The sequence below is a fragment of the Streptomyces sp. NBC_01261 genome, from assembly GCF_036226385.1.
Classification (GTDB): domain Bacteria; phylum Actinomycetota; class Actinomycetes; order Streptomycetales; family Streptomycetaceae; genus Streptomyces.
Map to the genome: position 1 here is coordinate 9,502,940 of NZ_CP108463.1, position 22,471 is coordinate 9,525,410.

Here is a 22,471-nt window from a genome sequence, read left to right on the forward strand (position 1 = left end):
GAGTGTCAGTTGCCGACGCGGCGGCGCAGGTCCTGGAACGCGGTGTAGTTCGCGATGACCTCGATCCGGCCGGGCGGCGCCTGCTGCACGGCCTGGTCGAGGTTGTCGCAGACCTGGAAGTGCTGGTTGGCCACTTCCAGGCGGACCGCGAGGTCCAGCTTGCGGTCGCCCACGACGAAGATGGGGTGGCCGGTCAGTCGGGTGTAGTCGACGTCCCAGAGCCACGAGGTGTCGGTGCCGTCGGCGCCGCGCGCGTTCACCGAGAGGATCACCGGGGTCGGCGGCGGATCGATCAGGCTGAACGTTTCGAGCCAGCCCGCCGGGTTCTTCGCCAGCAGCAGGCGCAGGTCGCGCTGCAAGAACTGGACGACGTCATAGCGTCCGGCGACGGCCTGCACCCGGTACATGCGCTCCAGGGCGACCTGCGGCGGCACTCCGAAGACGGCGGCGACCGCGGCGGAGGACGCGGCGTTGGCCTTGTTGGCCCGCCCCGGCAGCTGGAGGTGAATGGGCCAGGCGGAGCCGTGCGGATCGAGGACATGGTCCCCGGACAGCGCCCAACTCGGCGTCGGCCGACGGAATCCGCACTCGCCGCAGAACCAGTCGTCGCCCGGCCGCTGCATCACGCCACCGCAGGACGGGCAGGACCAGGCGTCGTCCTTCCACATCTGCCCGGCGGCGACCCAGATCACGTTGGGGGAGGAGGAAGCGGCCCACACGACCAACGGGTCGTCGGCATTGGCGACGATGACGGCCTTGGAACCCGACAGCCCCTCACGCCAGTTCTCCGCGAGCATGCGGGTCTCGGCCGCGCGGTCCAACTGGTCGCGGGAGAGGTTGAGCAGGGCGATGCACTTGGGGTCGGTGTCACGGGCGACGCCGGCGAGGTACTTCTCGTCGACCTCGATGACCCCGAACTTGGCGTCCGAGCCACCTGCCAGCGCCGAGGTGATGCCGGCGGGCATGTTGGCGCCGAGCGCGTTCGAGACGACCTCGCCGGCGGCCCCGAGGGCCTCGGCGATCAAACGCGTCGTCGTGGTCTTGCCGTTGGTGGCCGAGACGAGCGTCACGTCCAGGTTCTGTGCGAGCCGGGCGAGCAGGTCGGGGTCGAGTTTGAGTGCCACTCGGCCGCCGATCACCGATCCGCTGCCCCGCCCCGCGGCACGCGATGCCGCCGCGACCGCCTTGCCCGCCGTCACGGCCAGCTTGGCCCGCGGCGTGAGCGGGTCCGAGTTGCCTGCCATCAGTTCTCGATCCTCCTTGCGTACGCGCCGCGCCTCTGCCTCCGGCAACGTGGTGTGGACCTCAGCCTATCGAGATCCTTATCGGTGCCCGAACCGCGGCACCGCGAACCCCTCGCGGCGGGCGTGCGCCGTAGAGAACCGTACCCTTGCGCCCATGCGATACGGCTCCATCCCGGGCGCCCGCGGGCGAGTCCGTCCCCTCACCCTGCTCGGCGACCCCCTGCTCCATACCCCGTGCACCGAGGTAACAGACTTCGGCCCGGAACTCGCCTGCCTCGTAGAGGACTTGTTCGCGACGATGTACGCGGCCCAGGGGGTGGGCCTCGCCGCGAACCAAGTAGGCGAGTCCTTGCGGGTGTTCGTCTACGACTGCCCCGACGACGAGGACGCCCGCCACCTGGGCCATGTGGTGAACCCACGCCTGGTGGAGGCGGACGGTGTGGTGCTGAGGGGCCCGGAGGGCTGCCTCTCGTTGCCGGGCCTTGAGGCGGGAACGGAGCGCTACGACCATGCCGTGGTCGAGGGCTTCACGGCGACCGGAGACCCGATCACCGTCCACGGGACGGGCTGGTTCGCTCGCTGCCTTCAACACGAGTACGACCACGTGGAGGGAACGGTCTACGCGGACCGCGTAACGGGCTGGCGCCACAAACGCTTGATGCGGCAGGTGGGTGGGGCTTCTTGGCACCGGCCAGGGTGATGCCCTTTTTACACGTGGGCGCGACCAGTTGCCGATAGCGGTGTGGCTGAGGCTTTTGGGGGCGCGGGGCTGTGTTGATGTGCGGCTCCGCCGCGTGGGCGCGACCACCTCTCAGCACCGGTGAGCGAGGTTCTTTTGGGGCGCGGGGCTGTGTCGATGTGCGGCTCCGCCGCGTGGGCGCGACCAGCTGCCAATAGCGGTGTGGCTGACGCTTTTGGGGGCGCGGGGCTGTATCGATGTGCGGCTCCGCCGCGTGGGCGCGACCAGCTGCCAATAGCGGTCAGGCTGACGCTTTTAGGGGCGCGGGGAACTGCGCGACCAGCCCCCACGCACCCGCGCTGTGAATACGACCGTCAGAACCCCGGTCCACCGACCTTGTCCCCGGCGGCAGCCAACCGCCCCCACAACAGATCAGCCAGACTCCGCACCAACTCAGCCCGGGAGCAAGGCCGTTCACCCAGCCACCAGTCACCCGCCGCGTGCATCATCCCGACAATCCCATGCCCCCACACCCGAGCCAGCTGCTGGCTGTTGGGTCCAAGATCCACCCGCTCCTCGATGACCTGAGCCAACTCCTCGCCCATACGCCGGAGCAGCGGAACGGAGTGATTCCCGGTGTCGAACCCCTGATCCGCGGTCTGCCCACCCTCCACGGGATGCATCAGGAACCGGTACACCTGAGGAAGCGCCTCGATCGCGGCGAGGTAGGTGTCGAGCGTGGCCTCAACCCGCTCCCGACGCTCAGCGGGCGCATCCAACGCCGCCCGCAGCGAGGACAACAGGGCATCCGTATGCCGTTTGGCAAGGGCCGCGTACAGTCCACCCTTGTCCCCGAAGTGCCGGTACAGAATCGGCTTCGTAATACCCGCTTCCGCGGCGATCGCGTTCATCGAGGCCTGCGGACCATCACGCAGCACCACTCTGTCCGCCGCCTCCAACAACTCCCGCCGTCGGCGGTCGGCGGACCGCTGTTGATCGGTCCGCTGCGTGGTGTCCATGATCTCTCCCCACCCGTGCTGAATCGGTGACGCCTGCGCAAACTAACACTCAACGGCCCCAACGCCTCGAACGGGCTGCCGAGTGGTCATCGGGAGTTGACTTTTCCTACCCGTCGGTAACAGACTCTGTCGTTACCGCAAGTAACATGCTAGTGCGCTGCTGGAGGAGTCATGGCCGAGTTCACCATGGAACTCAACGACGAACAGAAGGAGGTGCGGGACTGGCTGCACGGCTTCGCCGCCGACGTCATCCGCCCCGCCGCCGCCGAATGGGACGAGCGTGAGGAGACTCCCTGGCCGGTCATCCAGGAGGCCGCGAAGGTCGGCATCTACTCCCTGGACTTCTACGCCCAGCAGTACTTCGACCCCACCGGCCTCGGCATCCCGATGGCCATGGAGGAGCTGTTCTGGGGCGACGCGGGCATAGCCCTCTCCATAGTCGGCACCGGTCTCGCCGCGGTCGGCGTCCTCGCCAACGGCACCGAGGAGCAGATCGGCACCTGGATTCCCCAGATGTACGGCGACGCCAACGACGTGAAGGTCGCCGCCTTCTGCTCCTCCGAACCCGACGCCGGTTCCGACGTGGCCTCCATGCGCACGCGTGCCGTGTACGACGAGGCCAAGGACGAGTGGGTGCTCAACGGCACCAAGACCTGGGCGACCAACGGTGGTATCGCCAACGTCCACGTCGTCGTCGCGGTCGTCGACGCGGATCTCGGCTCCAAGGGCCACGCCTCCTTCATCGTCCCGTCGGGCACGCCGGGCCTGTCCCAGGGGCAGAAGTTCAAGAAGCACGGCATCCGCGCCTCGCACACCGCCGAGGTCGTCCTGGAGGACGTACGCATCCCCGGTTCCTGCCTGCTCGGCGGCAAGGAGAAGCTCGACGAGCGCCTCGCCCGCGCCCGTGAGCGTGCGAAGGCCGGCGGCGGCGAGCGGGTGAAGAACGCGGCGATGGCCACGTTCGAGGCGTCCCGCCCGGCCGTCGGTGCGATGGCGGTCGGCACGGCCCGCGCCGCGTACGAGGTCGCCCTCGACTACGCGATGACCCGCGAGCAGTTCGGCCGCCCGATCATCGACAACCAGGGTGTCGCCTTCCAGCTCGCCGACATGCGGACGTCCATCGACGCGGCGCGGCTGCTGGTGTGGCGGGCGTCCTGGATGGCCGTCAACGGCAAGCAGTTCACGGCGGCCGAGGGGTCGATGTCGAAGCTGTTCGCGAGCGAAACGGCGAAGAAGGTGACCGGCCAGGCCATTCAGATCCTGGGCGGCAACGGCTACACCCGTGAGTATCCGGTCGAGCGGATGCACCGGGATGCCGCGATCTACACGATTTTCGAGGGCACGAGTGAGATTCAGCGGCTGGTGATCGCGCGGACGTTGTCCGGGATGCCGATTCGTTGAGTTTCGGGTGCGGCCCGGTGGGGGCTGGTCGCGCAGTTCCCCGTGCCCTTTAAAACACGGGTGCCCAAGCGGTTTTAGGGGCGCGGGGAACTGCGCGCTCAGCCCCACCGGGCCGCAGACAGAGAACCGACGAAAATCACCGGTGTTTCAACGGCGTCAGCTGCTCGATGTCGTACCGCCCCCGCAACTCCTCGATAGCCACAAGATCCGGCGGCCCCCCACCCCCGAGAATCTCCAACAACTCCTCGAAATACCGCTCATGATCCGGCGGCGGAGACGCCTGGAAAAACATCTTCGCCGCCGTCTCCGTGGGGTTCGAGAACGCGTGCGGACACCCGGGCGGTACGACGATCACCGTCCCCGGAGTCGCCCGTACGACCCGCGTGCCCGAACTCGACTCCCACCGCTGCCAGTTGTCAGGGGTCCGGATCCGCGGCTCGAAGGCGAGGACATCCAGCTCGCCTTCGAGCACGTAGAACAACTCCTCGCTACGGGTGTGCACATGGGCCCCGACATCGAAGCCCGGCGGCACCACCACCTCGAAGGTCGACGCGGTCCGAGAGTGCGAGCCGGTCACCTTGAACGTCACGTGCTGCGCCGGCGTCTGGACGACCCGGCCGTGACCCGGCGGCACCAGCAACCCCTCCGTCGCGGTCATCGACACCTCACCACGTCACCGGCAGTGACTCGGGCCCGCGGATCAACGCGCCCTTCTTGAAGGGGACTTCATCGGCCGGTACGGCGAGCCGCAACCCCGGCAGCCGGTCCAGCAGGGCGTCCACCAGCAGTTCGGACTCCAGCCGCGCCAGCATGTTGCCGGGGCAGAAGTGCGGTCCGAAGCCGAAGGAGACGTGCGGGTTCGGGCTGCGCGTGAAGTCGATCCGGTCCGGGTCCGGGAACACGTCCGGGTCCCGGTTCGCGGCCAGGTACGACACGTAGACCGGGTCGCCCGCCCGCATCCGCACCCCGCGGATCTCCACGTCCTCCATGGCGATCCGGGACAGCCCGACCGCGTTGCGGTGCGGGATGTAGCGCAGCAGTTCGTCGATGGCCTGGGGCCTCGACCCCGGCTCGGCGCGCAGCCGTTCGACGAGATCCGGGCGGGTCAGCAGCAGGTAGAACATCTGCCCGCTGTTGTTGGTGACCGCCTCGCCGCCGATCTGCAGCAGCACCGCGAGCCCGACCGCCTCCTCCAGCGTGATCTCCTCCCGGCCCACGGCGGCACCGAGCAGCGAGGCGACGTCCTCGCCGTCGCTGCTCTCCCGCAGACCGATGAGGTCGCCGAAGTACGCGCCCATCTCCTGCTTCGCCTGCTCGCTGACCTTGGCGCCGTGCGAGGAGGACAGGATGAGCTGGGTCCAGGTGTGCATGCCGTGCCGGTCGGCGGCCGGGACGCCCATCAGCTCGCAGATCACCGCGATGGGGAAGGGGCTCAGCACCGTCTCGGTGAGATCGGCCGGCGGTCCGTGCTGGAGCACGTCGTCGATCAACTCGTCGAGCAGCAGCCGGGATTGCTCCCGCACCCGCTCCACTCCGCGCGCCGTGAACGCCGGGGCGACCGAGCGCCGCAGCCGGGTGTGGTCCGGCGGGTCGAGGAACCCGACCGCGCCGCGGGCCGGGATGAAGTGCGGGGCGAGCCGGGTCACCGGCTGGTCCATGACCGCCTCGCGGCTGAACCGGGGATCGTTGGTGACCATCCGCACGTCGTCGTGCCGGGTGACCAGCCAGGCCCAGCCCTCGCCGTTGGGCAGCTTGATCCGGTTGACCGGACCCTCCCGCATCAGCTTGGCGAGGACCGGGTCGAAGTCCACCCCGGTCAGGTCGAGGGCCGGCCAGGGCCGGATGGGGGGCAGGGTCTCGGTGAGCGTCTCTTCAGTCACGTACTCACGCCGTCTCTCGGTCGTCGTTGTGCCAGCGGCCCAGGGCCATCTCGGCGGTGATGCCGGGTCCGAACCCGGCGAGCAGCCCGCGTGCCCGGTCTTCGGCGCCGCCCTCGTCGAAGAGCCGGCGCAGCGCGTCCAGGACGACGGCGCTGGCGATGTTGCCGTACTCGGTGAGGGTGGCCCGGCTGAACCGGAACGCGTGCGGGTCGACCTGCAGGAACTTGCTCAGGTCGTCGAGTATTCGGGGCCCGCCCGCGTGGACTATGTAGAAGTCCAGGTCGGCCGCGTCCCAGCCGTGCAGACCCGCGAGCTCTTGGAGCGCCGGCGCGAGGGGCTCCATGGTGGCCGGCACCCGCTTGTCCAGCAGGAAGTGGAAGCCGGTGGCCCGGACGTCGTACATGATCCACTCTTCGGTCTTGGGGATCAGGTACGACCCGTTGCGCTCCAGCTGGATGCCCGTGCCGCCGCGCCCGCGCACCACCGCGGCGGCGATGCCGTCGCCGAACAGGCCGTTGGAGAGCAGGGAGCCGATGCCGAGGTCGGTCGGCTGGTAGCACAGCGAGCAGAACTCGCAGGCGACGATGAGCGCGTTGGCGTCCGGGTAGGCCGTGCAGAAGTCGTGCGCCCGGTTGATGGCCGCGCCGCCGGCCGCGCAGCCCAGCTGGGCGATGGGGATCTGGCGGGTGGTGGCGTCGAACGCCATCTCGTTGATCAGCCAGGCCGTGAGCGACGGCATCATGAAGCCCGTGCACGAGACGTAGATGATCACGTCGATGTCGGTGGTGAGGAGCTCCGCCTCGTCGAGCGCGCGCTGTACGACCGACGGGACCCGGGCCTTCGCCTCGGCCGTGTAGATCCGGTTGCGGTCCTCGAACCCGGGGTGCTTCAGGGTCTCCTCGATGGGCTGCACGATGTGCCGGGTGCGCACACCGGTGTTCTCGATCAGCCGGAGGGCCAGCGGCAGGTTGGGGTGGTCCGCGTGACGGGAGCGCGCCAGCTCCAGCGTCTCCTCCATCGTGATCACGTGCTCGGGAACCGACACCGAGGGCTTGCACAAAGTCGCCATGAACCGTCCCTGCTTTCGCCTTCCGGAAGGCCTTCGCCCGCCGGTCAGAAGGTGGTTCACCTCAGAGGGTGGTGCACCCACGATCACCCGTGAGGACGACGATCTCGCGGTGGACTACTCCAATTCAGGGACCCTGTGTAAAGGTCGGATCAGTATCCGGACCCCGGCCGAAGAAGGACGCGATGGCCATCAACCCTTTGGTAGCCCGGATCGAGACCGGTGCCGCCCCCCGAGAAACCCTCGCAACCCTGGCCCTGGAACACCGGGTGATCCCGGCCGACCGCCGCGCCTTCCTGCATCTGGCGCAACGCCCGGAGACCACCCCGCAGGCAGCGGATTTCTTCGAGTTCCTGGCGGCGGGCGAGACAATGGCAGGGGAGCGGCTGATCGCGTTCGCGGACGCGTGCGGCATGAGCGAAACCCGGCTGACCAGCTACGAACCCTCGCCGGGCTGTCAGTCCTATCCGGCGTATGTCGCGTGGCCGGCCCTCAACGCGGACCCGACGGACGTGGTACTCGCCCTGACATCCAACTTCGCGGAATGGGGCGGCTATTGCGCGACAATCGCCGCTGCCTGGCGCGAGCACCACGCCTTCACGGAGGAGGCCTGCGGCTTCTTCGATCTCTTCGCCGAGCCTCGCCGGAACTGGGGCGAAAGGCCACGGCGGCGGTACAGGCGGGCAGCGTGAACGAGGATGTGGTGAACACGTACAGCGTGCTGCTCAGGACCTACGAGGCGAGCTTCCGGAACACGCTGGGAGCAACCCCTCAGGGGCGCGGGGAACCGCGCGACCAGCCACGACGGCGCCGCACTCAGCCACCTACGGCGCGCCCCCACTGCTATGCGCGATACACGCAACGTCGATCCGATCAGCCAACTTCGCCAGCTCGATCGTCAACGCAGCCACCGTGTCCTCATCGAGCCCCTCCTCACCGGCCTCGACAAGGTGCAGCCACCGCCCACCCACGGTACGCAAAAGCTTGCTGACATCCGCGGCAGCCACCTGCAAGGTCCCGCGGTCGTCGACGATCAGAGGCAGAGTCACTTCGCGGTTCACAGAGGGGATCGTAGCCGCGGAACGCTCACGCTCCGTGCCATACCGTGGTGATGTTGCAGAACTCGCGGATTCCGTGCCCCGACAGCTCCCGCCCGTACCCGGACCGCTTCACCCCGCCGAACGGGAACGCCGGATGCGACGCGGTCATCCCGTTGAAGAACACCCCGCCCGCCTCCAGGTCCCGTACGAACCGCTCGACCTCGGCCGCGTCCCGCGTCCACACGTTGGAACTCAGCCCGAACGGCGTGTCGTTGGCGAGGAGGACGGCCTCGTCCAGGTCGGCGACCCGGTACAGCGTGGCGACGGGTCCGAACGTCTCCTCGCGGTGGATACGCATCTCGCGGGTGATGTCGGTGAGGACGGTCGGCGGGTAGAACCAGCCGGGCCCGTCCGGCCGCTCACCCCCGCACAGCACGGTCGCCCCGCTCTCCACCGCGTCGTCGACGAGTTCCTCCAGATCACTGCGGCCCTGCTCGCTCGCGACCGGTCCGACCTCGGTCTCCTCCTCCAGCGGATCACCGACCGTGAGCGCCTTCATCCCGGCCACGAACCGTTCGGCGAACGCGTCGAAGACATCCGCGTGCACGATGAACCGCTTCGCGGCGATGCACGACTGCCCGTTGTTCTGCACCCGCGCGGTCACCGCGATCCGCGCGGCCCGCTCGATGTCGGCGGACGGCATGACGACGTACGGGTCGCTGCCGCCCAGTTCCAGCACCGTCTTCTTGACCATGTCCCCGGCGACGGACGCGACCGCGCGCCCGGCGGGTTCGCTGCCGGTGAGGGTGGCGGCCTTGACCCGCTCGTCGCGCAGGATCTCCTCGATCGCGCCGGAACCGACCAGCAGGGTCTGGAAGGCACCCTCCGGGAAGCCCGCGCGCTGGAACAGGTCCTCCAGGTAGAGGGCGGTCTGCGGAACGTTCGACGCGTGCTTGAGCAGACCGACGTTGCCCGCCATCAGCGCGGGCGCGGCGAAGCGGATCACCTGCCACAGCGGGAAGTTCCACGGCATCACCGCGAGGACCGGGCCCAGCGGCCGGTAGCGCACCAGGGCCCGTGAACCGCCGGAGTCCTTGACGTCGGCCGCGGCGGGCTGTTCGTCGGCGAGGAGTTCCTCGGCATGGTCGGCGTACCAGCGCATCGACTTCGCGCACTTGGCCGCCTCCGCGCGGGCCTGCCCGACCGGCTTGCCCATCTCCGTGGTCATGATCCGGCCGATGTCCCGCTGGTCCTCGTCGAGCAGGTCGGCGGCCCGGTGCATGAGCCGGGCGCGCTCGGCGAAGGCGGACGTCCGGTACGTGCGGAACGTGGCCTCCGCGAGCTGCAGCCGGCGCTCGATCTCCTCGGCACCCATGGCCTCGTACGTCTTGAGCGTCTCGCCGTTCGCCGGGTTGACCGTCGCGATGGGCATGCCTGACCTCCTGGAGCGGGCTGTGCTTCGACCTTCCCGCGTGGCACGGGTGACCGCAACGCGTACACGGTCCTTCAGCCCGAGTGCTCCGTCAGCCGGTCGAGAAACGTGGCCTGCGCGGTGACGACGACCTCCCGCGCCCGTTCGAGGCTCAGCCACTCCACCCGGTCCAGCTCCGGGAACTCCTGGACCTGCCCGGACTTCGGCGGCCACTCCATCCGGAAGGTGCCGGGAACCATGGCCGCCGGGTCCAGATCCGCCTCGATCGCCCACGCGGTGACGACCTTCCCGTTGCGCTGCCGCACCTCGCCCAGCTCGATCGCCTCACCCTCGGGCGGCGCGAGCCCCAGCTCCTCCTGGAACTCACGCCGGGCCGCGTCCCAGGCGGTCTCGTCGGGCTCGTACTCGCCCTTCGGCACACTCCACGCCCCCGCGTCCCGGCGGGCGAAGAGCGGGCCACCCATATGGCCGAGCAACACCTCCAGCCCACGTTCGGTGTGCCGGAACAGCAACAGCCCGGCACTCCGCTTCCCCCTCGCGTCCCCACTCACGGCTTCACCTCCGGATGTGCCGCCAACAACGTCTCCACCGAATCCGCCTCCTCCGCCCGCTTGTCCTCCCGATACCGCACGACCCGCGCGAAGCGCAGCGTGACACCGGCCGGATAGCGGGTCGACTTCTGTAGTCCGTCATACGCGATTTCCACGACGAGTTCGGGCCGTACGGTCACCACGTGGCCGTCGCTCTCCACGGCCAGCTCCTGGAGACGCTCGGTCTGCCAGGCCAGCACGGCGTCGGTCATCCCCTTGAAGGTCTTGCCGAGCATCGCGAAGGAACCGTCCGAACTCCGGGCGCCCAGATGGAGGTTGGAGAGTTTGCCGGTGCGGCGGCCGTGCCCCCACTCGGCCGCCAGGACGACCAGGTCCAGGGTGTGGACGGGCTTCACCTTCAGCCAAGAGGCGCCTCTGCGGCCCGCGTTGTAGGGAGCGTCGAGACCTTTGACTACGACCCCCTCGTGGCCGCGCTTCAAGGTCTCGGCGAGAAAGGCCTCGGCTGCCGGGACGTCCTCGGGGCCGGACACGAGAGCCCGGCGGACGCGCATCGGTTCGGGCACCAACCGGGCGAGTTCCGCGTGCCGTTCGGCGAACGGCAGGTCCAGCAGATCGCGGCCGTCGACGGACAGTACGTCGAAGAACACGGGGGAGACGGGGACCGTCTCGGCGGCCGTGGCCACGTCCACCCGGGAGCCGACCCGGCCCGCCGTCTCCTGGAAGGAACGCGGTCGCCCGTCCGCGTCGAAGGAGATGACCTCACCGTCCAGGATGAACCGCTCGCCTCTCAACTCCAGCGCGGCGGCGGTGAGTTCGGGCAGGCGGTCGGTGATGTCGTCGAGGGTGCGGGTGTAGAGCCGTACGACCTCGCCGTCGCGGTGGACCTGGACGCGGATGCCGTCGAGCTTCTCCTCGACCGCGCAACCGCCGAGCTTCTCCACCGCTTCCGCCACGGAGGCGGCGCTGTGCGCGAGCATCGGCAGGACCGGGCGCCCCACGGTCAGTCGGAAGCGGTCGAGGGAGGTGGGCCCGTCCGCGAGCAGGGCCTCGGCCACCGTCTGGAGCGAACCGGCCAGCATCACGGCCCGCCGAACGTCCGTCGCGGGCGCGCCAGTTGCCTCGGCCAGCCCCTCCACGGCGACCGCGTCCAGGGCACCCTGCCGGACCTCACCGGTGATCAGGCCGAACAGGAAGCGCTGTTCGTCGGCGGTGGCCGCACCCATCAACTCGCCCACCAGACGGGCGCGTTCGGTCTGCGAACCGGCGCCCGAAACCTTGCCGAGGTCGGTGAGCCGGGCGTCCACCTCGCGCACGGTGAGAGTGGGTTCCGAGGCCGGTTCGACTTGCCGACTCAGCACCTTCCAGCCGATGCCGAGCCGCCCCTGTGGCAGCCGGCCCGCCAGATAGGGGATGACGATCGGGACGTCGTCCGGCGCCGCGTCCCGGAAGAGCTCCGCGAGCAGGGCGATCTTCCGGGACCGCGCCGAGGTGGCGGCGACCTCCTGGGACACATGCGCGAGCCGGGTCAGCAGCATGCAGCCATCGTGCAACGGAGCCGGCCGGTCTACACCCGGACGGCCGCGTCGAGATCGCTCATGAGCAGCTCGCCGTTGATCGTGGCGCCCGCCCGGTACCCGGCGGAGGCCGCGTTCACGACCTGCTCCCCGAAGCCCATCGCGTTGCCCACGGCCCACACCCCGGGCACGGTCGTCAGCCCCGTCGGATCGACCACGGGGTACGCGCCGAACGGGGTCTCCTGCAGCTCGGCGCCCAGCTTCTCCAGGAGCCCGGTCTGCGGGACGGCCCGAGGGGCCACGAACACGGCCTCGCGGGGGTGCGTGGTGCCGTCCGCGAGGCGGACGCCGGTGAGCCGGTCGTCCTCGACGGTCAGTTCCGCGACCTCGCCGGGGACTACCGCCACTCCGGCCGCGGCCAGCCTGCGCAGGTCGTCGTCCGCCAGCTCGGACTCGGCGACCGTGTGCAGGAACAGGGTCACGTCCTTGGACCACTGCGACACGATCAGCGCCTGGTGCACACTCATCGCCGTCGTCGCGAGCACACCGAAGGCCTGGTCACGGACCTCCCAGCCGTGGCAGTACGGGCAGTGGATCACATCCCGCCCGAAGCGCTCGGCGACTCCGGGGACGGCGGGCAGCTCGTCCTTGAGACCGGTGGCGACGACGATCCGCCGCGCGTGCACGGTCTTTCCACCGGCCAGCGCCACGGCGAAGTCCTCGCCCTTCGTGACGTCCACCGCGCGGTCCCGGACCAGGTCGACGCCGTAGCGCGCGATCTCCTCGCGGCCCAGGGCGAGGAACTCGGCGGGTGACATGCCGTCCCGGGACAGGTAGCCCTGCATGTGCGCGGCGGGCGTGTTGCGCGGCTCGCCGGCGTCGACGACCAGTGTGCGGCGCCGGGACCGGCCGAGGACCAGCGCGGCGGAGAGCCCCGCCGCTCCGCCGCCGATGACGACCACTTCGTAGGTTCCGGTACGTGTCTCGGTCACGGTGACCACCTCCACCCCCGAAGGTCGCCCCATCGCTGCCGTATTGACAAACGTGTTTGCCGAAACTGCAATATCGGTCATGGACGACGACACGGACGAGGTTCTGGCGGAGGTCGGCCCGCGACTGCGGCGGATCCGGAAGGAGCGGGGCGCGACCCTCGCCGGGCTCTCGGAGACGACCGGCATCTCGGTGAGCACGCTGTCCCGCCTGGAGTCCGGCCTCCGCAAGCCCAGCCTGGAACTGCTGCTGCCGATCGCCCGGGCCCATCAGGTGCCGTTGGACGAACTGGTGGGGACACCGCCGGTGAGCGATCCCCGGGTCCGGGCCGAGCCGATCCAGCGGCACGGCCGCACCTACTGGCCGCTCACCCGTCAGCCGGGCGGACTCCAGGCATTCAAGGTGCTGGTCCCGCAGCGGAAGGAGGAACCCGACCTGCGCACGCACGAGGGCTACGAGTGGCTGTACGTGATGGCCGGCCGGCTCCGGCTAGTACTCGCCGAACACGACGTGGTGCTCGCGACGGGGGAGGCCGTCGAGTTCGACACGCGGGTGCCGCACTGGTTCGGGTCGACGGGAGAGGGCCCCGCGGAGTTCCTGAGCCTGTTCGGCCCGCAGGGGGAGCGGATGCACGTAAGGGCAAGACCAAAGCGCGGCCAGTGAACATCGCGGCCCCCTGGAGCGCCCTTTTTCAGGGGCGCGGAGAACTGCGCGACCAGCCCCCGCTCGGCCGCGGCCAAAGAACGACCCGCACCCACCGGCCCGTGACGAACCCGACGGTTCCCTGATCGGCAAGCGACCGCTTAGTATGCAATCGACCCCGGTCAGTCAGAGCAGTCCCGTGGAGGCCCCGCATGCAGGCATGGCAAGTGCACCAGAACGGCGAGCCGAGCGAGGCGATGCGCCTGGAGGAGGTGCGGCAGCCGACCCCCGGTGCGAGCCAGGTCCTGCTGAAGGTGCGCGCCGCGAACATCAACTTCCCGGACGTCCTGATGTGCCGAGGCCACTACCAGGTCAAGCCCCCGCTCCCGTTCACCCCCGGCGTCGAGATCTGCGGCGAGACCGAGGACGGCCGCCGCGTGATCGCCAACCCCGCGCTGCCGTACGGCGGTTTCGCCGAGTACGCGGTCGCGGACGCCGCCGCGCTGCTGCCCGCCCCCGAGTCCCTGGACGACGCCGAGGCCGCCGCACTCCACATCGGCTACCAGACGGGCTGGTTCGCCCTCCACCAGCGCGCCCACCTGGAGGCGGGCGAGACCCTGCTCGTGCACGCCGCCGCCGGCGGGGTCGGCAGCGCGGCCGTACAGCTCGGGAAGGCAGCCGGTGCCACTGTCATCGGTGTCGTCGGCGGTGCCGAAAAGGCCGTCGCGGCAAGGGAGTTGGGCTGCGACGTCGTGATCGACCGGCGTACGCAGGACGTCGTCGCGGCCGTCAAGGAGGCCACCGGCGGACGCGGTGCCGACGTGATCTTCGACCCGGTCGGCGGCGACGCCTACACGCAGTCCACGAAGGTCGTCGCCTTCGAGGGCCGGATCGTCGTCGTGGGTTTCGCGAGCGGCACGATCCCGAGCCCCGGCCTCAACCACGCGCTGGTGAAGAACTACTCGATCCTGGGCCTGCATTGGGGCCTGTACGCCATCAAGAACCCGAAGCTGATCCTCGACTGCCACGAGCGGCTGACCGACCTGGCCGCGCGCGGCGCCATCAAGCCGCTGGTGAGCGAGCGCGTCCCGCTGGCCGGTGCGGCCGCAGCCGTGCAGCGGGTCGGCGACGGTGTCACCACCGGCCGGGTCGTCGTCGTACCGTCGTTGGAGAACGGAGCCGCCGTATGAGCGAAGAGACCACGGGAGCGGCCTCGGTCGCGGCCGAACTGCGTCGCCGTACCGAGGAGTTGCTGGCCGCGCACCCGCCGCTGGAGACCGGCCGGCTCGACTTCCTCAAGGCCCGTTTCGACGCCGGGCTCGCGTGGGTGCACTACCCCGAGGGGCTCGGCGGGCTGGGTGCCCCGCGTTCTCTCCAGGCCGTCGTGGACGCCGAGTTGGAGGCCGCGGGCGCTCCCGACAACGACCCGCGCCGGATCGGTATCGGCCTCGGCATGGCTGCCCCGACCGTCCTCCGCTTCGGCACCGAGGAGCAGAAGCAGCGCTTCCTCAGGCCGCTCTGGGTCGGCGAGGAGGTCTGGTGCCAGCTCTTCAGCGAGCCCGGTGCCGGGTCCGACCTGGCCGCGCTCGGCACGCGCGCGGTGCGTGAGAGTGGGGGAGAGTGGGTCGTCAACGGGCAGAAGGTGTGGACGTCCAGCGCCCACCTCGCCCGCTGGGCGATCCTCATCGCGCGCACCGACCCGGACGTGCCCAAGCACGCCGGCATCACCTACTTCATCTGCGACATGACCGACCCCGGCGTCGAGGTCAGGCCGCTGCGCCAGATCACCGGCGAGGCCGAGTTCAACGAGGTCTTCCTCACCGATGTCCGCATCCCCGACGCCCATCGCCTCGGCGAGATCGGCGACGGCTGGCGGGTCGCGCAGACCACGCTGATGAACGAGCGCGTCTCCATCGGCGGCATGCGCGTCCCGCGCGAGGGCGGCATGATCGGCCCGATCAGCCAAACCTGGCGCGAACGCCCGGAGTTGCGCACGCACGACCTCCACCAGCGCCTCCTCAAGCTCTGGGTCGAGGCCGAGGTCGCCCGGCTCTCCGGCGAGCGGCTGCGCCAGCAGCTCGTCGCGGGCCAGCCCGGCCACGAGGGCTCCGGCATGAAGCTCGCCTTCGCGCGCCTCAACCAGGAGATCAGCGGCCTGGAGGTCGAACTCCGCGGTGAAGAGGGCCTGTTGTACGACGACTGGACCATGCGGCGCCCGGAACTGGTGGACTTCACCGGCCGCGACGCCGGCTACCGCTACCTCCGCTCCAAGGGCAACAGCATCGAGGGCGGGACCAGCGAGGTCCTGCTGAACATCGTCGCCGAGCGCGTCCTTGGCCTCCCGGCCGAGCCGCGCACCGACAAGAACGTCGCGTGGAAGGACCTCTCCCGATGACAGATCTTCTCTACTCGGAGGAGGAAGAGGCGCTGCGCGCCGCCGTCCGGGATTTGCTCACCGACCACTGCGACGCGGCGAGCGTCATCGTGCGCACCGAGTCGGACACCCCGCACGACCTGTCCCTCTGGAAGTCCCTCGCCGACGGCATGGGCCTCGCCGGCCTCCTGGTGCCCGAGGAGCGGGGCGGCCAGGGTGCCACGCACCGCGAAGTCGCCGTCGTCCTGGAGGAGTTGGGCCGCGCGGTCGCCCCCGTCCCGTACCTCACGAGCGCGGTCGTCGCCACCGAGGCACTCCTCGCGTGCGATGCGGACGACCTGCTCGCCGAGCTGGCCTCCGGGCGGAGGATCGGCGTGCTCGCCGTCTCCCTGAGCGTCGCACCGGGCGGCGCCCACAAGGCCGTACGGCAGGAGAACGGCTCCCTGCACGGGGAGTTGACCGGCATCGCGGATGCGGCCGCCGCCGATGTGCTGCTGGTGCCAGGTGCGGACGGCGGGCTGTACGCCGTCGACGCCGCCGCCGTGACCGTCGTACCGCAGGTGTCCCTGGACCTGACGCGGCCGTTGGCGCGTGTGGTGTTCGACGGGGCCGCGGGGCGTCGGATCGGGGACGCCGAACCCGCCGTACGGCGTGCTCTGCGGGCCGGGGCCGGGCTGCTCGCGTCCGAGCAACTCGGGCTCGCCGACTGGACGTTGACGGAGACGGTCCGGTATCTGAAGGAGCGCAAGCAGTTCAACCGGCCCGTCGGCGGGTTCCAGGCGCTGAAGCATCGGCTGGCGCAGTTGTGGCTGGAGGTCGTCAGCCTGCGGGCCGCCGCGCGCAACGCGGCCGACGCCCTCACGACCGGTGACGACACCGACGTGGCGGTCGCCGTCGCGCAGGCCTACGCGGCGTCCGTCGCCGTCCACGCGGCCGAGGAGGCCGTCCAGTTGCACGGCGGCATCGGCATGACGTGGGAGCACCCGGCCCACCTCTACCTGAAGCGGGCCAAGGCCGACTCGATCGCCTACGGCACGGCGGGCGCCCATCGCGAGGCGCTGGCGGAACTGGTCGATCTGCGGGCTCCCTGACCGCCGGTCGTCCCTTCGGGAAAGCCCGTCCCACCTGGGGCGGGCTTTCCCGTGCGCCCCCGCCGAAGGAGTGAACGAACGAGGGCGGTCCGGCCAACTCCTGGCATGTACAGGTTCCTTGGAGTGCTCACCGCCTCATACTCCCTGTGGTTCGAACCCGCCCCACAGGGAGGAACACCATGGCCCTCATCACCCGTCGCAGAGCCCTCACCGGACTCGGCGTCACCCTCGCGGCAGTCCTCGCCCCGCCCGCCGGCAGTGCCTTCGCCGGCGAACAAGGCCACCGGAAGCGGCCGTTGTGGCGTGCCCACGCCCACAACGACTACGAGCACCCGCGTCCGCTCTTCGACGCCCTCGACCACCGGTTCGGCAGCGTCGAGGCCGACATCTTCCTCGTCGGCGACCAGCTCCTCATCGGTCACTCCGCGTCCGAACTCGATCCGAGCCGCACGCTCGAATCCCTCTACCTCGATCCGCTCGCCGCCCTCGTGAAGGCCAACCACGGCTCGGTGTACCGGGGTTGGCGCCATCCGCTGCAACTCCTGATCGACATCAAGACCGAGGGCTCCTCCACGTACCTCGAACTCGACCGCCATCTCCAGCGCTACAAGCACCTGTTCACGACCTGCGCCCACGGACGCGTCCACCCGGGCGCCGTCACCAACGTCATCTCCGGCGACCGCGCGGCCCGAATCCCCATGGAGGCACAGACCGTACGACGTGCCTTCTACGACGGTCGGCTCGCCGACCTCGGCAGCCCGGCGCCCGCCTCCTTCATCTCGCTCATCAGCGACGACTGGCAGGCCAACTTCACCTGGCTCGGCACCGGCACGTTCCCCGACGCCGAGCGACGGAAGCTGCGCTCGATCGTCGCGCAGGCTCACGCCCACGAGCAGACCGTGCGGTTCTGGAATACTCCGGACGTGGCGGGCCCGGCCCGTGACGCACTGTGGGACGAACTGTTCGCCGCCGGTGTGGACTTCCTCAACACCGACGACCTGGCCGGGCTGGAAGCGTTCCTGGACGCGCGCCGCACGGTGTGACACCACATGTGGTGACGGCACACGTGCTGACACCACACGTTCGGGGGACACGTCAGTAGCCTGGACGAACCCTCCGCTACGCCACACTTGCGGCCGAACGCCGTGAAACAGACATGGCGGCGTGGCGGAGGAGGGTGACGATGGCGATTTCCATCTCTGTGGTGCTGCTGCTCCTGATCCTTGCGGTGATCTTCATGCGCGGCGGCGGGCTGAAGCTCTCCCACGCGCTGGTCTGCGCACTGCTCGGATTCTTCATGGCGAGCACCAGCATGGCGCCCACGATCCACAGCGGCCTGACGGCCACCGCGGATCTGGTGAGCGGCCTGCATCCGTGAGATCAGCCGGTCGATCGGTCGGCTGATCAGCTGGTCGAGAAGACTCCGACACCGTTCGGTACGGGACGTTCGGCGCTGCCGCTGGGGTGGTTCCGTACCGTGACGGCGCTCGCGCCGGGTGCGCGGGCGACCAGGGTCGTCGAGCCGCCGCCGTCCAGGCTGAAGGCGTCGACCGAGCCCAACTCCCGCATCCGGGTGGCGACTTCGGCGATCGTGAGGCCGCTGCGGTAGGCGACCGCGCCGTCCGTCGCGAACAGCAGCAGACGGTGGCCGTGGTTCGCGATCCCCACGGCGGTGCGGACGGCCGAGCTCGTGTTGTCGAGACCGGCCAGCGGCCGGCCGTTGCGCAGGACGGGGTAGCCGCCGAGGGCGAAGCGGTACGGAACTCCGGACCTCGACGCCACGAGACGGTGCTTCACCTGGACCCGCTCGCCGGTGTCCAGCTTCCGCAGTCGCTGCGCACCCGCCTCACGGCCGACGAGAACGGTGGTGCCCGCGGCGATGACACCCTTGCCGGGCGTGTTGGACGCCGACACGACGCGACCCCCGCTGACGGTCACCTCATAGGTGTCGGCACTACAGGCTCCGGCCCGGTTCGTGTCCGTGCCACATGTGGCACGCACCCGGGAGGCGCTGCCCCACTGTGTGGTGTACGCACCGATGGAGTTCTCCGGCAGCGCGTACTGATTGAAGCCGCCGAGCGTCAGCCGCCCGTGCGGGGTGTGGACCGACCCGCTGAGGGCGAGGCTGTCCAGCCGGGCCACCCGGTCGACCCCCACACCGAGCACGTTCCGGGTGCCAGTGCCGGGCGGCAGCTCGGGCCCGAAGCGCTGGCCGTCCGGCACCGCGGCCTTCAGCGCGATGCCACTCGCGATCGCCGGTCCGTCGGTGGAGCCGGTGGCCTCGACGCCCGGGTGCTGGGTCTCGGAGATGTTGAAGAAGTCGCCGTTGACGCCCGCGACGGCACCCGCCGAGTCGGCCAGCCGGGAGACGGGCTCCCGGGCCGCCACCGCGCCCGGGTACAGCAGGTTGACGCGCACATGGGCGTTGCGCAGGTCCACGACGACCACATGGGCGTGGGTCACACCCTTGGCCGCCGTGATGTCGAACTGCCGGTAGGTGACACCCGGCGCGAGCTGCGTGGTGCCCGGCACCGCGTTGGCCGGTGCCGCCCCCACCAGGGCCGCACCGGCCAACGCGCCGAGTGCCGTGAGCTGTGCGAGTACGAATCTGCCCGCTCTCAAACGTTTTTGACGGTGCGTCACAGGCTCCCCTGATGTCTCGTCAACTCTCTCAAGTCTCAGGGGAAGTGCAGCAGATGGCGATGACCGGCGGGGCTGCTAGGCGCCGACTACACGGGAACGAGTGAGAAAACGCACCCCCTCGGGTGCTTCCAACGAGAAACCGCTGCCGCGCCCTGCTACGACGTCCACGATCAGCCGCGTATGGCTCCAGACCTCGTTCTGGCTGCGCGAGATCCAGAACGTCACGGGCTCCGGCACGCCCTCGACCACCAGCTCGGCGAGCAGCACGTCCGAACCACCGGTGCGGAACTCGCCCTCCGGGAAGCACATGGGCGCACTGCCGTCGCAGCAGCCGCCGGACTGGTGGAACATCAACGGGCCGTGCTGTGCGTGGAGTTGGCGCAGCAGGTCGGCTGCGGCGGGGGTGAGTTCGACACGCGGGGTGTTGTCGTCCATGTCAGCCGTCCCAGGGAGCCGGGTGGGGGTGGGGTGCGGGTGACCCAGCCCATCACAGGCAAGGTTGCGAGAGGGTTGCGTGCCCTCGTGGCGCATTTGTTGGGCTCTACTCGGCGCGGAGCGCGGTCGTCGTGCGGATGCGTGCCGCCCAGCCGGCCGGCGGCAGGGAGCCGAGTACGGCGACGGCGACACCGGCGAGCCCGAGCAGGACCAGGCCCTGGGCGTCGTAGGCATCGATGACGGAGCGGGGCAGTCGTAGGCCCGCCGCGTGGCCCATCGCGGGGATCACCGCGCCGTGCACGGCCGGGCCCAGGGGCACACCGAGGGCGCCGCCGGCCAGTCCGGGCGGCACGACCGAGCTGACGACCATCGTGACGGTCTGCCGGGGTGTCATGCCGAGCGCCTTGTGGATGCCGAGGTCGTGGACGCGCTCATGGGTGTCGAGGACGACCACGCCCAGCACACCGAGCCCGGCGACGCACACCAGCATCAGGGTGAGCAGCGCGGTGAGCGAGTCGAGGACGGTGCCGCTGCCGTTCGAGGACCTGTCGGTACTCGCGGTGACCCCCAGTGGCTTCAACTCGGCGTCCCTCAGCAGGCGGCTGACTTCCTCGCCGGACGCCGAGTCCAGCGCGCCGGTGGGTTCGTCGGCGAGGAGGAGCGGGGGGCGGTTCATCAACGCCCTTGCTACGGCTACCCGTTGGCGTTCGCCGCCGGACAGCCGGTTCGGATGGGCGCCGGCGTGCCGGGCGATGTCAAGTGACTCCAGCAGCTCGGCCGCCCGGTTGTGTGACTCGCGTCGTCCGAGGCCCGCCAGCCGTGCGGGCAGCGCCACGTTGTCGGCGACCGAGAGATCGTCCAGCAGATGGAAGAACTGGAAGACCATGCCGATCTTCGCCCGCCGGTAACGTGCCGCCCCGGCCTCGCCCAACCGGTCCACCCGCACCCCGTCCACCGTGACGGACCCGGAGTCCGGCCGGTCCAGACCGGCGATGAGGTTCAGCAGCGTCGACTTGCCGCTGCCCGACGGTCCGAGGACCGCGACGGCCTCACCGGCCCGCACGCTCAGCGACGCGTCCTCCGACGCGGGCGGCCCGCTGCCGTAGCGGCGGCTCACATTGAGGAGTTCGATGAGTGATGGTGGTAGGGGTGGTGGCACGGGCAGGGGTGTCGGCATCGGCGTGGTGGCCCTTCTGGATCGGATGCCCCGACGCCAGGAAGGCGACCGGCCCGGGCGCGCCGGTCGGCGGGACCAAATGCCGTACCGCACTGGGGTGATGGGTCACGACGTCATCCTTGAGATGTAGCCGACGGATGTAGGCGGCCCGTCCGCCGGAGGGATTCCGGGCGCCGTCGGTACCCGAGAGAATGGGCCGGTGACGGTGGCAGAGGAAGCTCCGGCTCGACCAGTACCGGATGATCGGCCGTTTCCGGCTCGGCTGCGCCGGGCGGTCGGCTCGTTGCTGCGCCCCGGGGGTCAACTGCCGCGTCCTACGGGGCAACAGCGGCTCGTCGACGCCGCGCTCGCGCTTGTTCTCACCTTCGTGTCGGTGCAGTACGCGTGGGGCGACGGCTACGACGAGGCCCACCGGCACCGCATGACCGGCCTGGTGATCCTGGTGATCCTGGTGTTCCTCGCCTCGGCCTCGCTCGCGTGGCGACGCCGCTACCCCCTCGCCGTCCTGTTGCTCGTGACGGTCGCGACGGCGCTGACCCCGGACGACGTCGCCCGGCCGGCGGCGGCACGGGCGAGGATCTCCTCGTAGCTAAGGTCGAGTTCGGTGGCGGCCCCGATCCGGTAGCGGATGCTGGGGATGACGCGCTGTGGGGAGAGTCGGCCGGGGGCTGTCCGGCCGCGCTGACCGGAGTGCTCGGCGGCCGGTCCCCGCTCGATCCCGCGACGACGGACCCCGAGGCCGCTGGCCAGGCCGTCGTGGACAACTTCGGCGCCTCGGATCTGACCAGGATCGCGGCCGACTCCGACCCGGCGACCCAGGCGGCGTACGAGGGGGCGGACGACATCGCCGCCCTGTTCGTCAACGGCCGTACCAGCGGCGCGTCTTTGGCCGACGCCCCGCAGGCCGCCGCCGAGGCGAACCCGATCGGCCACCTCGACTCCGTGTCCGCGCTGCCCGCCTTCCTGCTCCCGCACGGCACCGCCGACCCGGTCGTCTCGCCCAGCCAGACGCTGCTGCTGCACGAGGCCCTCCGCGCGCACGGCGCCGACTCGACCCGCGTCGCCGTCCTCGGTGCCGGCCACGGCGACCTGGCCGTCCTCGACGACGACGAGGAGGTCGGGCGATCCTGGTCCACCCGCCGCACGATGGACCTGATCACGGACTTCCTGGGGACCGGACCTCGCACGGCTGAGGGCGTATGCCGGCGCCTGCGTGGCGTCCGCCCCGTGGTCCCGCCCCGGACATGCCGCGGGCCCCGGCGATGAAACTTCATCACCGGGGCCCGCGGTCAC

24 protein-coding genes and 1 pseudogene are annotated in these 22,471 nt (G+C 70.2%); 11 read left to right on the forward strand and 14 right to left on the reverse strand.

Features of this window, described 5'->3' with window-relative positions:
• Positions 1-5: 5 nt before the first annotated feature.
• The gene (locus tag OG226_RS42205; protein ID WP_328684803.1) at positions 6-1,244 is read right to left on the reverse strand and encodes a Mur ligase family protein; all 1,239 of its coding nucleotides are present in this window, start codon (positions 1,242-1,244) and stop codon (positions 6-8) included.
• 154 nt (positions 1,245-1,398) lie between these two features.
• Here OG226_RS42205 and def point away from each other — a divergent pair, with 154 nt between their 5' ends.
• Positions 1,399-1,944, forward strand: coding sequence for a peptide deformylase (def, locus tag OG226_RS42210; RefSeq protein WP_329352042.1), 546 nt, complete (start codon positions 1,399-1,401; stop codon positions 1,942-1,944).
• A gap of 353 nt (positions 1,945-2,297) precedes the next feature.
• Here the strand turns inward: def and OG226_RS42215 are convergent, their stop codons facing one another.
• Positions 2,298-2,942 (reverse strand): TetR family transcriptional regulator, encoded by a 645-nt coding sequence (locus tag OG226_RS42215; RefSeq protein WP_019070916.1) that lies wholly within the window; start codon positions 2,940-2,942, stop codon positions 2,298-2,300.
• Between the two features lie 171 nt (positions 2,943-3,113).
• On the opposite strand from OG226_RS42215, the gene OG226_RS42220 reads away from it, so the two are divergent.
• Complete coding sequence (locus tag OG226_RS42220) at positions 3,114-4,343, forward strand: acyl-CoA dehydrogenase family protein (RefSeq protein WP_033278259.1); 1,230 nt, start codon at positions 3,114-3,116, stop codon at positions 4,341-4,343.
• A gap of 136 nt (positions 4,344-4,479) precedes the next feature.
• On the opposite strand, the gene OG226_RS42225 is transcribed toward OG226_RS42220, so the two are convergent.
• From OG226_RS42225 to OG226_RS42235, 3 genes are read right to left on the reverse strand one after another with little or no spacing between them, the layout of a single operon-like run.
• Positions 4,480-5,001, reverse strand: a complete 522-nt coding sequence (locus OG226_RS42225; protein WP_328684805.1) for a cupin domain-containing protein — start codon at positions 4,999-5,001, stop codon at positions 4,480-4,482.
• Between the two features lie 7 nt (positions 5,002-5,008).
• Positions 5,009-6,223 (reverse strand): cytochrome P450, encoded by a 1,215-nt coding sequence (locus tag OG226_RS42230; protein ID WP_329352043.1) that lies wholly within the window; start codon positions 6,221-6,223, stop codon positions 5,009-5,011.
• Between the two features lie 4 nt (positions 6,224-6,227).
• Positions 6,228-7,292: a type III polyketide synthase gene (locus tag OG226_RS42235; protein ID WP_328684807.1), complete on the reverse strand. Its 1,065-nt coding sequence runs from the start codon at positions 7,290-7,292 to the stop codon at positions 6,228-6,230.
• A gap of 182 nt (positions 7,293-7,474) precedes the next feature.
• Between OG226_RS42235 and OG226_RS42240 the strand changes: the two genes are divergently transcribed.
• Positions 7,475-7,981 (forward strand): transcriptional regulator, encoded by a 507-nt coding sequence (locus OG226_RS42240; RefSeq protein ID WP_329352044.1) that lies wholly within the window; start codon positions 7,475-7,477, stop codon positions 7,979-7,981.
• A gap of 132 nt (positions 7,982-8,113) precedes the next feature.
• On the opposite strand, the gene OG226_RS42245 is transcribed toward OG226_RS42240, so the two are convergent.
• The 5 genes from OG226_RS42245 to OG226_RS42265 form a co-directional block, all read right to left on the reverse strand.
• A complete protein-coding gene (locus OG226_RS42245) occupies positions 8,114-8,350 on the reverse strand; it encodes a DUF6213 family protein (protein WP_067428106.1) in 237 nt (78 codons plus the stop codon).
• Positions 8,351-8,375: 25 nt separating this feature from the next.
• On the reverse strand, positions 8,376-9,761 hold the full coding sequence (locus tag OG226_RS42250) for an NADP-dependent succinic semialdehyde dehydrogenase (RefSeq protein WP_329352045.1): 1,386 nt from the start codon (positions 9,759-9,761) through the stop codon (positions 8,376-8,378).
• 74 nt (positions 9,762-9,835) lie between these two features.
• Complete coding sequence (locus tag OG226_RS42255) at positions 9,836-10,312, reverse strand: NUDIX domain-containing protein (protein ID WP_328684810.1); 477 nt, start codon at positions 10,310-10,312, stop codon at positions 9,836-9,838.
• On the reverse strand, positions 10,309-11,847 hold the full coding sequence (locus OG226_RS42260; protein ID WP_328684811.1) for an ATP-dependent DNA ligase: 1,539 nt from the start codon (positions 11,845-11,847) through the stop codon (positions 10,309-10,311). Before OG226_RS42260 ends, OG226_RS42255 begins: the two co-directional genes overlap by 4 nt.
• Positions 11,848-11,876: 29 nt before the next feature.
• Positions 11,877-12,851: an NAD(P)/FAD-dependent oxidoreductase gene (locus OG226_RS42265; protein ID WP_328684812.1), complete on the reverse strand. Its 975-nt coding sequence runs from the start codon at positions 12,849-12,851 to the stop codon at positions 11,877-11,879.
• 46 nt (positions 12,852-12,897) lie between these two features.
• Here OG226_RS42265 and OG226_RS42270 point away from each other — a divergent pair, with 46 nt between their 5' ends.
• From OG226_RS42270 to OG226_RS42295, 6 genes are all read left to right on the forward strand, one after another.
• The gene (locus OG226_RS42270; protein ID WP_328684813.1) at positions 12,898-13,479 is read left to right on the forward strand and encodes a helix-turn-helix domain-containing protein; all 582 of its coding nucleotides are present in this window, start codon (positions 12,898-12,900) and stop codon (positions 13,477-13,479) included.
• A 191-nt stretch (positions 13,480-13,670) separates the two neighbouring features.
• A complete protein-coding gene (locus OG226_RS42275; protein WP_328684814.1) occupies positions 13,671-14,648 on the forward strand; it encodes an NADPH:quinone oxidoreductase family protein in 978 nt (325 codons plus the stop codon).
• Complete coding sequence (locus OG226_RS42280; protein ID WP_328684815.1) at positions 14,645-15,853, forward strand: acyl-CoA dehydrogenase family protein; 1,209 nt, start codon at positions 14,645-14,647, stop codon at positions 15,851-15,853. The genes OG226_RS42275 and OG226_RS42280 overlap by 4 nt, the downstream gene beginning before the upstream one ends.
• Positions 15,850-16,923 (forward strand): acyl-CoA dehydrogenase family protein, encoded by a 1,074-nt coding sequence (locus OG226_RS42285; protein WP_329352046.1) that lies wholly within the window; start codon positions 15,850-15,852, stop codon positions 16,921-16,923. The genes OG226_RS42280 and OG226_RS42285 overlap by 4 nt, the downstream gene beginning before the upstream one ends.
• A 179-nt stretch (positions 16,924-17,102) precedes the next feature.
• Positions 17,103-17,966, forward strand: a complete 864-nt coding sequence (locus OG226_RS42290) for a phosphatidylinositol-specific phospholipase C/glycerophosphodiester phosphodiesterase family protein (protein WP_328684817.1) — start codon at positions 17,103-17,105, stop codon at positions 17,964-17,966.
• A gap of 140 nt (positions 17,967-18,106) precedes the next feature.
• Positions 18,107-18,301, forward strand: coding sequence for a hypothetical protein (locus tag OG226_RS42295; protein ID WP_328684818.1), 195 nt, complete (start codon positions 18,107-18,109; stop codon positions 18,299-18,301).
• Between the two features lie 26 nt (positions 18,302-18,327).
• Here OG226_RS42295 and OG226_RS42300 read toward each other — a convergent pair whose 3' ends face one another.
• From OG226_RS42300 to OG226_RS42315, 4 genes and pseudogenes are all read right to left on the reverse strand, one after another.
• Positions 18,328-19,479 carry a phosphodiester glycosidase family protein gene (locus OG226_RS42300; protein WP_328686582.1) on the reverse strand — a complete coding sequence of 384 codons (1,152 nt, stop codon included), beginning with the start codon at positions 19,477-19,479 and terminating at the stop codon, positions 18,328-18,330.
• A gap of 162 nt (positions 19,480-19,641) precedes the next feature.
• The gene (locus OG226_RS42305) at positions 19,642-20,001 is read right to left on the reverse strand and encodes a DUF779 domain-containing protein (RefSeq protein WP_328684819.1); all 360 of its coding nucleotides are present in this window, start codon (positions 19,999-20,001) and stop codon (positions 19,642-19,644) included.
• Between the two features lie 106 nt (positions 20,002-20,107).
• On the reverse strand, positions 20,108-20,491 hold the full coding sequence (locus OG226_RS42310) for an ABC transporter permease (RefSeq protein ID WP_329353678.1): 384 nt from the start codon (positions 20,489-20,491) through the stop codon (positions 20,108-20,110).
• A gap of 96 nt (positions 20,492-20,587) precedes the next feature.
• Positions 20,588-21,178 (reverse strand): annotated as a pseudogene (locus OG226_RS42315) (ABC transporter ATP-binding protein); the annotation flags it as partial.
• A gap of 199 nt (positions 21,179-21,377) precedes the next feature.
• On the opposite strand from OG226_RS42315, the gene OG226_RS42320 reads away from it, so the two are divergent.
• Both OG226_RS42320 and OG226_RS42325 read left to right on the forward strand, forming a co-directional pair.
• Complete coding sequence (locus OG226_RS42320; protein WP_329352047.1) at positions 21,378-21,767, forward strand: DUF7134 domain-containing protein; 390 nt, start codon at positions 21,378-21,380, stop codon at positions 21,765-21,767.
• 101 nt (positions 21,768-21,868) lie between these two features.
• Positions 21,869-22,444 (forward strand): prolyl oligopeptidase family serine peptidase, encoded by a 576-nt coding sequence (locus tag OG226_RS42325; protein WP_329352048.1) that lies wholly within the window; start codon positions 21,869-21,871, stop codon positions 22,442-22,444.
• Positions 22,445-22,471: the final 27 nt, after the last annotated feature.

Bases quoted from the DNA above. Each gene is read 5' to 3' on its own strand.
- OG226_RS42225 (WP_328684805.1), bottom strand. From the start codon at position 5,001: ATGACCGCGACGGAGGGGTTGCTGGTGCCGCCGGGTCACGGCCGGGTC.
- OG226_RS42220 (WP_033278259.1), top strand. From the start codon at position 3,114: ATGGCCGAGTTCACCATGGAACTCAACGACGAACAGAAGGAGGTGCGG.
- OG226_RS42265 (WP_328684812.1), bottom strand. From the start codon at position 12,851: ATGGGGCGACCTTCGGGGGTGGAGGTGGTCACCGTGACCGAGACACGT.
- OG226_RS42250 (WP_329352045.1), bottom strand. From the start codon at position 9,761: ATGCCCATCGCGACGGTCAACCCGGCGAACGGCGAGACGCTCAAGACG.
- OG226_RS42295 (WP_328684818.1), top strand. From the start codon at position 18,107: ATGGCGATTTCCATCTCTGTGGTGCTGCTGCTCCTGATCCTTGCGGTG.
- OG226_RS42280 (WP_328684815.1), top strand. From the start codon at position 14,645: ATGAGCGAAGAGACCACGGGAGCGGCCTCGGTCGCGGCCGAACTGCGT.
- OG226_RS42215 (WP_019070916.1), bottom strand. From the start codon at position 2,942: ATGGACACCACGCAGCGGACCGATCAACAGCGGTCCGCCGACCGCCGA.
- OG226_RS42205 (WP_328684803.1), bottom strand. From the start codon at position 1,244: ATGGCAGGCAACTCGGACCCGCTCACGCCGCGGGCCAAGCTGGCCGTG.
- def (WP_329352042.1), top strand. From the start codon at position 1,399: ATGCGATACGGCTCCATCCCGGGCGCCCGCGGGCGAGTCCGTCCCCTC.
- OG226_RS42270 (WP_328684813.1), top strand. From the start codon at position 12,898: ATGGACGACGACACGGACGAGGTTCTGGCGGAGGTCGGCCCGCGACTG.
- OG226_RS42305 (WP_328684819.1), bottom strand. From the start codon at position 20,001: ATGGACGACAACACCCCGCGTGTCGAACTCACCCCCGCCGCAGCCGAC.
- OG226_RS42240 (WP_329352044.1), top strand. From the start codon at position 7,475: ATGGCCATCAACCCTTTGGTAGCCCGGATCGAGACCGGTGCCGCCCCC.
- OG226_RS42310 (WP_329353678.1), bottom strand. From the start codon at position 20,491: ATGCTGGTGTGCGTCGCCGGGCTCGGTGTGCTGGGCGTGGTCGTCCTC.
- OG226_RS42290 (WP_328684817.1), top strand. From the start codon at position 17,103: ATGGCCCTCATCACCCGTCGCAGAGCCCTCACCGGACTCGGCGTCACC.
- OG226_RS42275 (WP_328684814.1), top strand. From the start codon at position 13,671: ATGCAGGCATGGCAAGTGCACCAGAACGGCGAGCCGAGCGAGGCGATG.
- OG226_RS42235 (WP_328684807.1), bottom strand. From the start codon at position 7,292: ATGGCGACTTTGTGCAAGCCCTCGGTGTCGGTTCCCGAGCACGTGATC.
- OG226_RS42260 (WP_328684811.1), bottom strand. From the start codon at position 11,847: ATGCTGCTGACCCGGCTCGCGCATGTGTCCCAGGAGGTCGCCGCCACC.
- OG226_RS42285 (WP_329352046.1), top strand. From the start codon at position 15,850: ATGACAGATCTTCTCTACTCGGAGGAGGAAGAGGCGCTGCGCGCCGCC.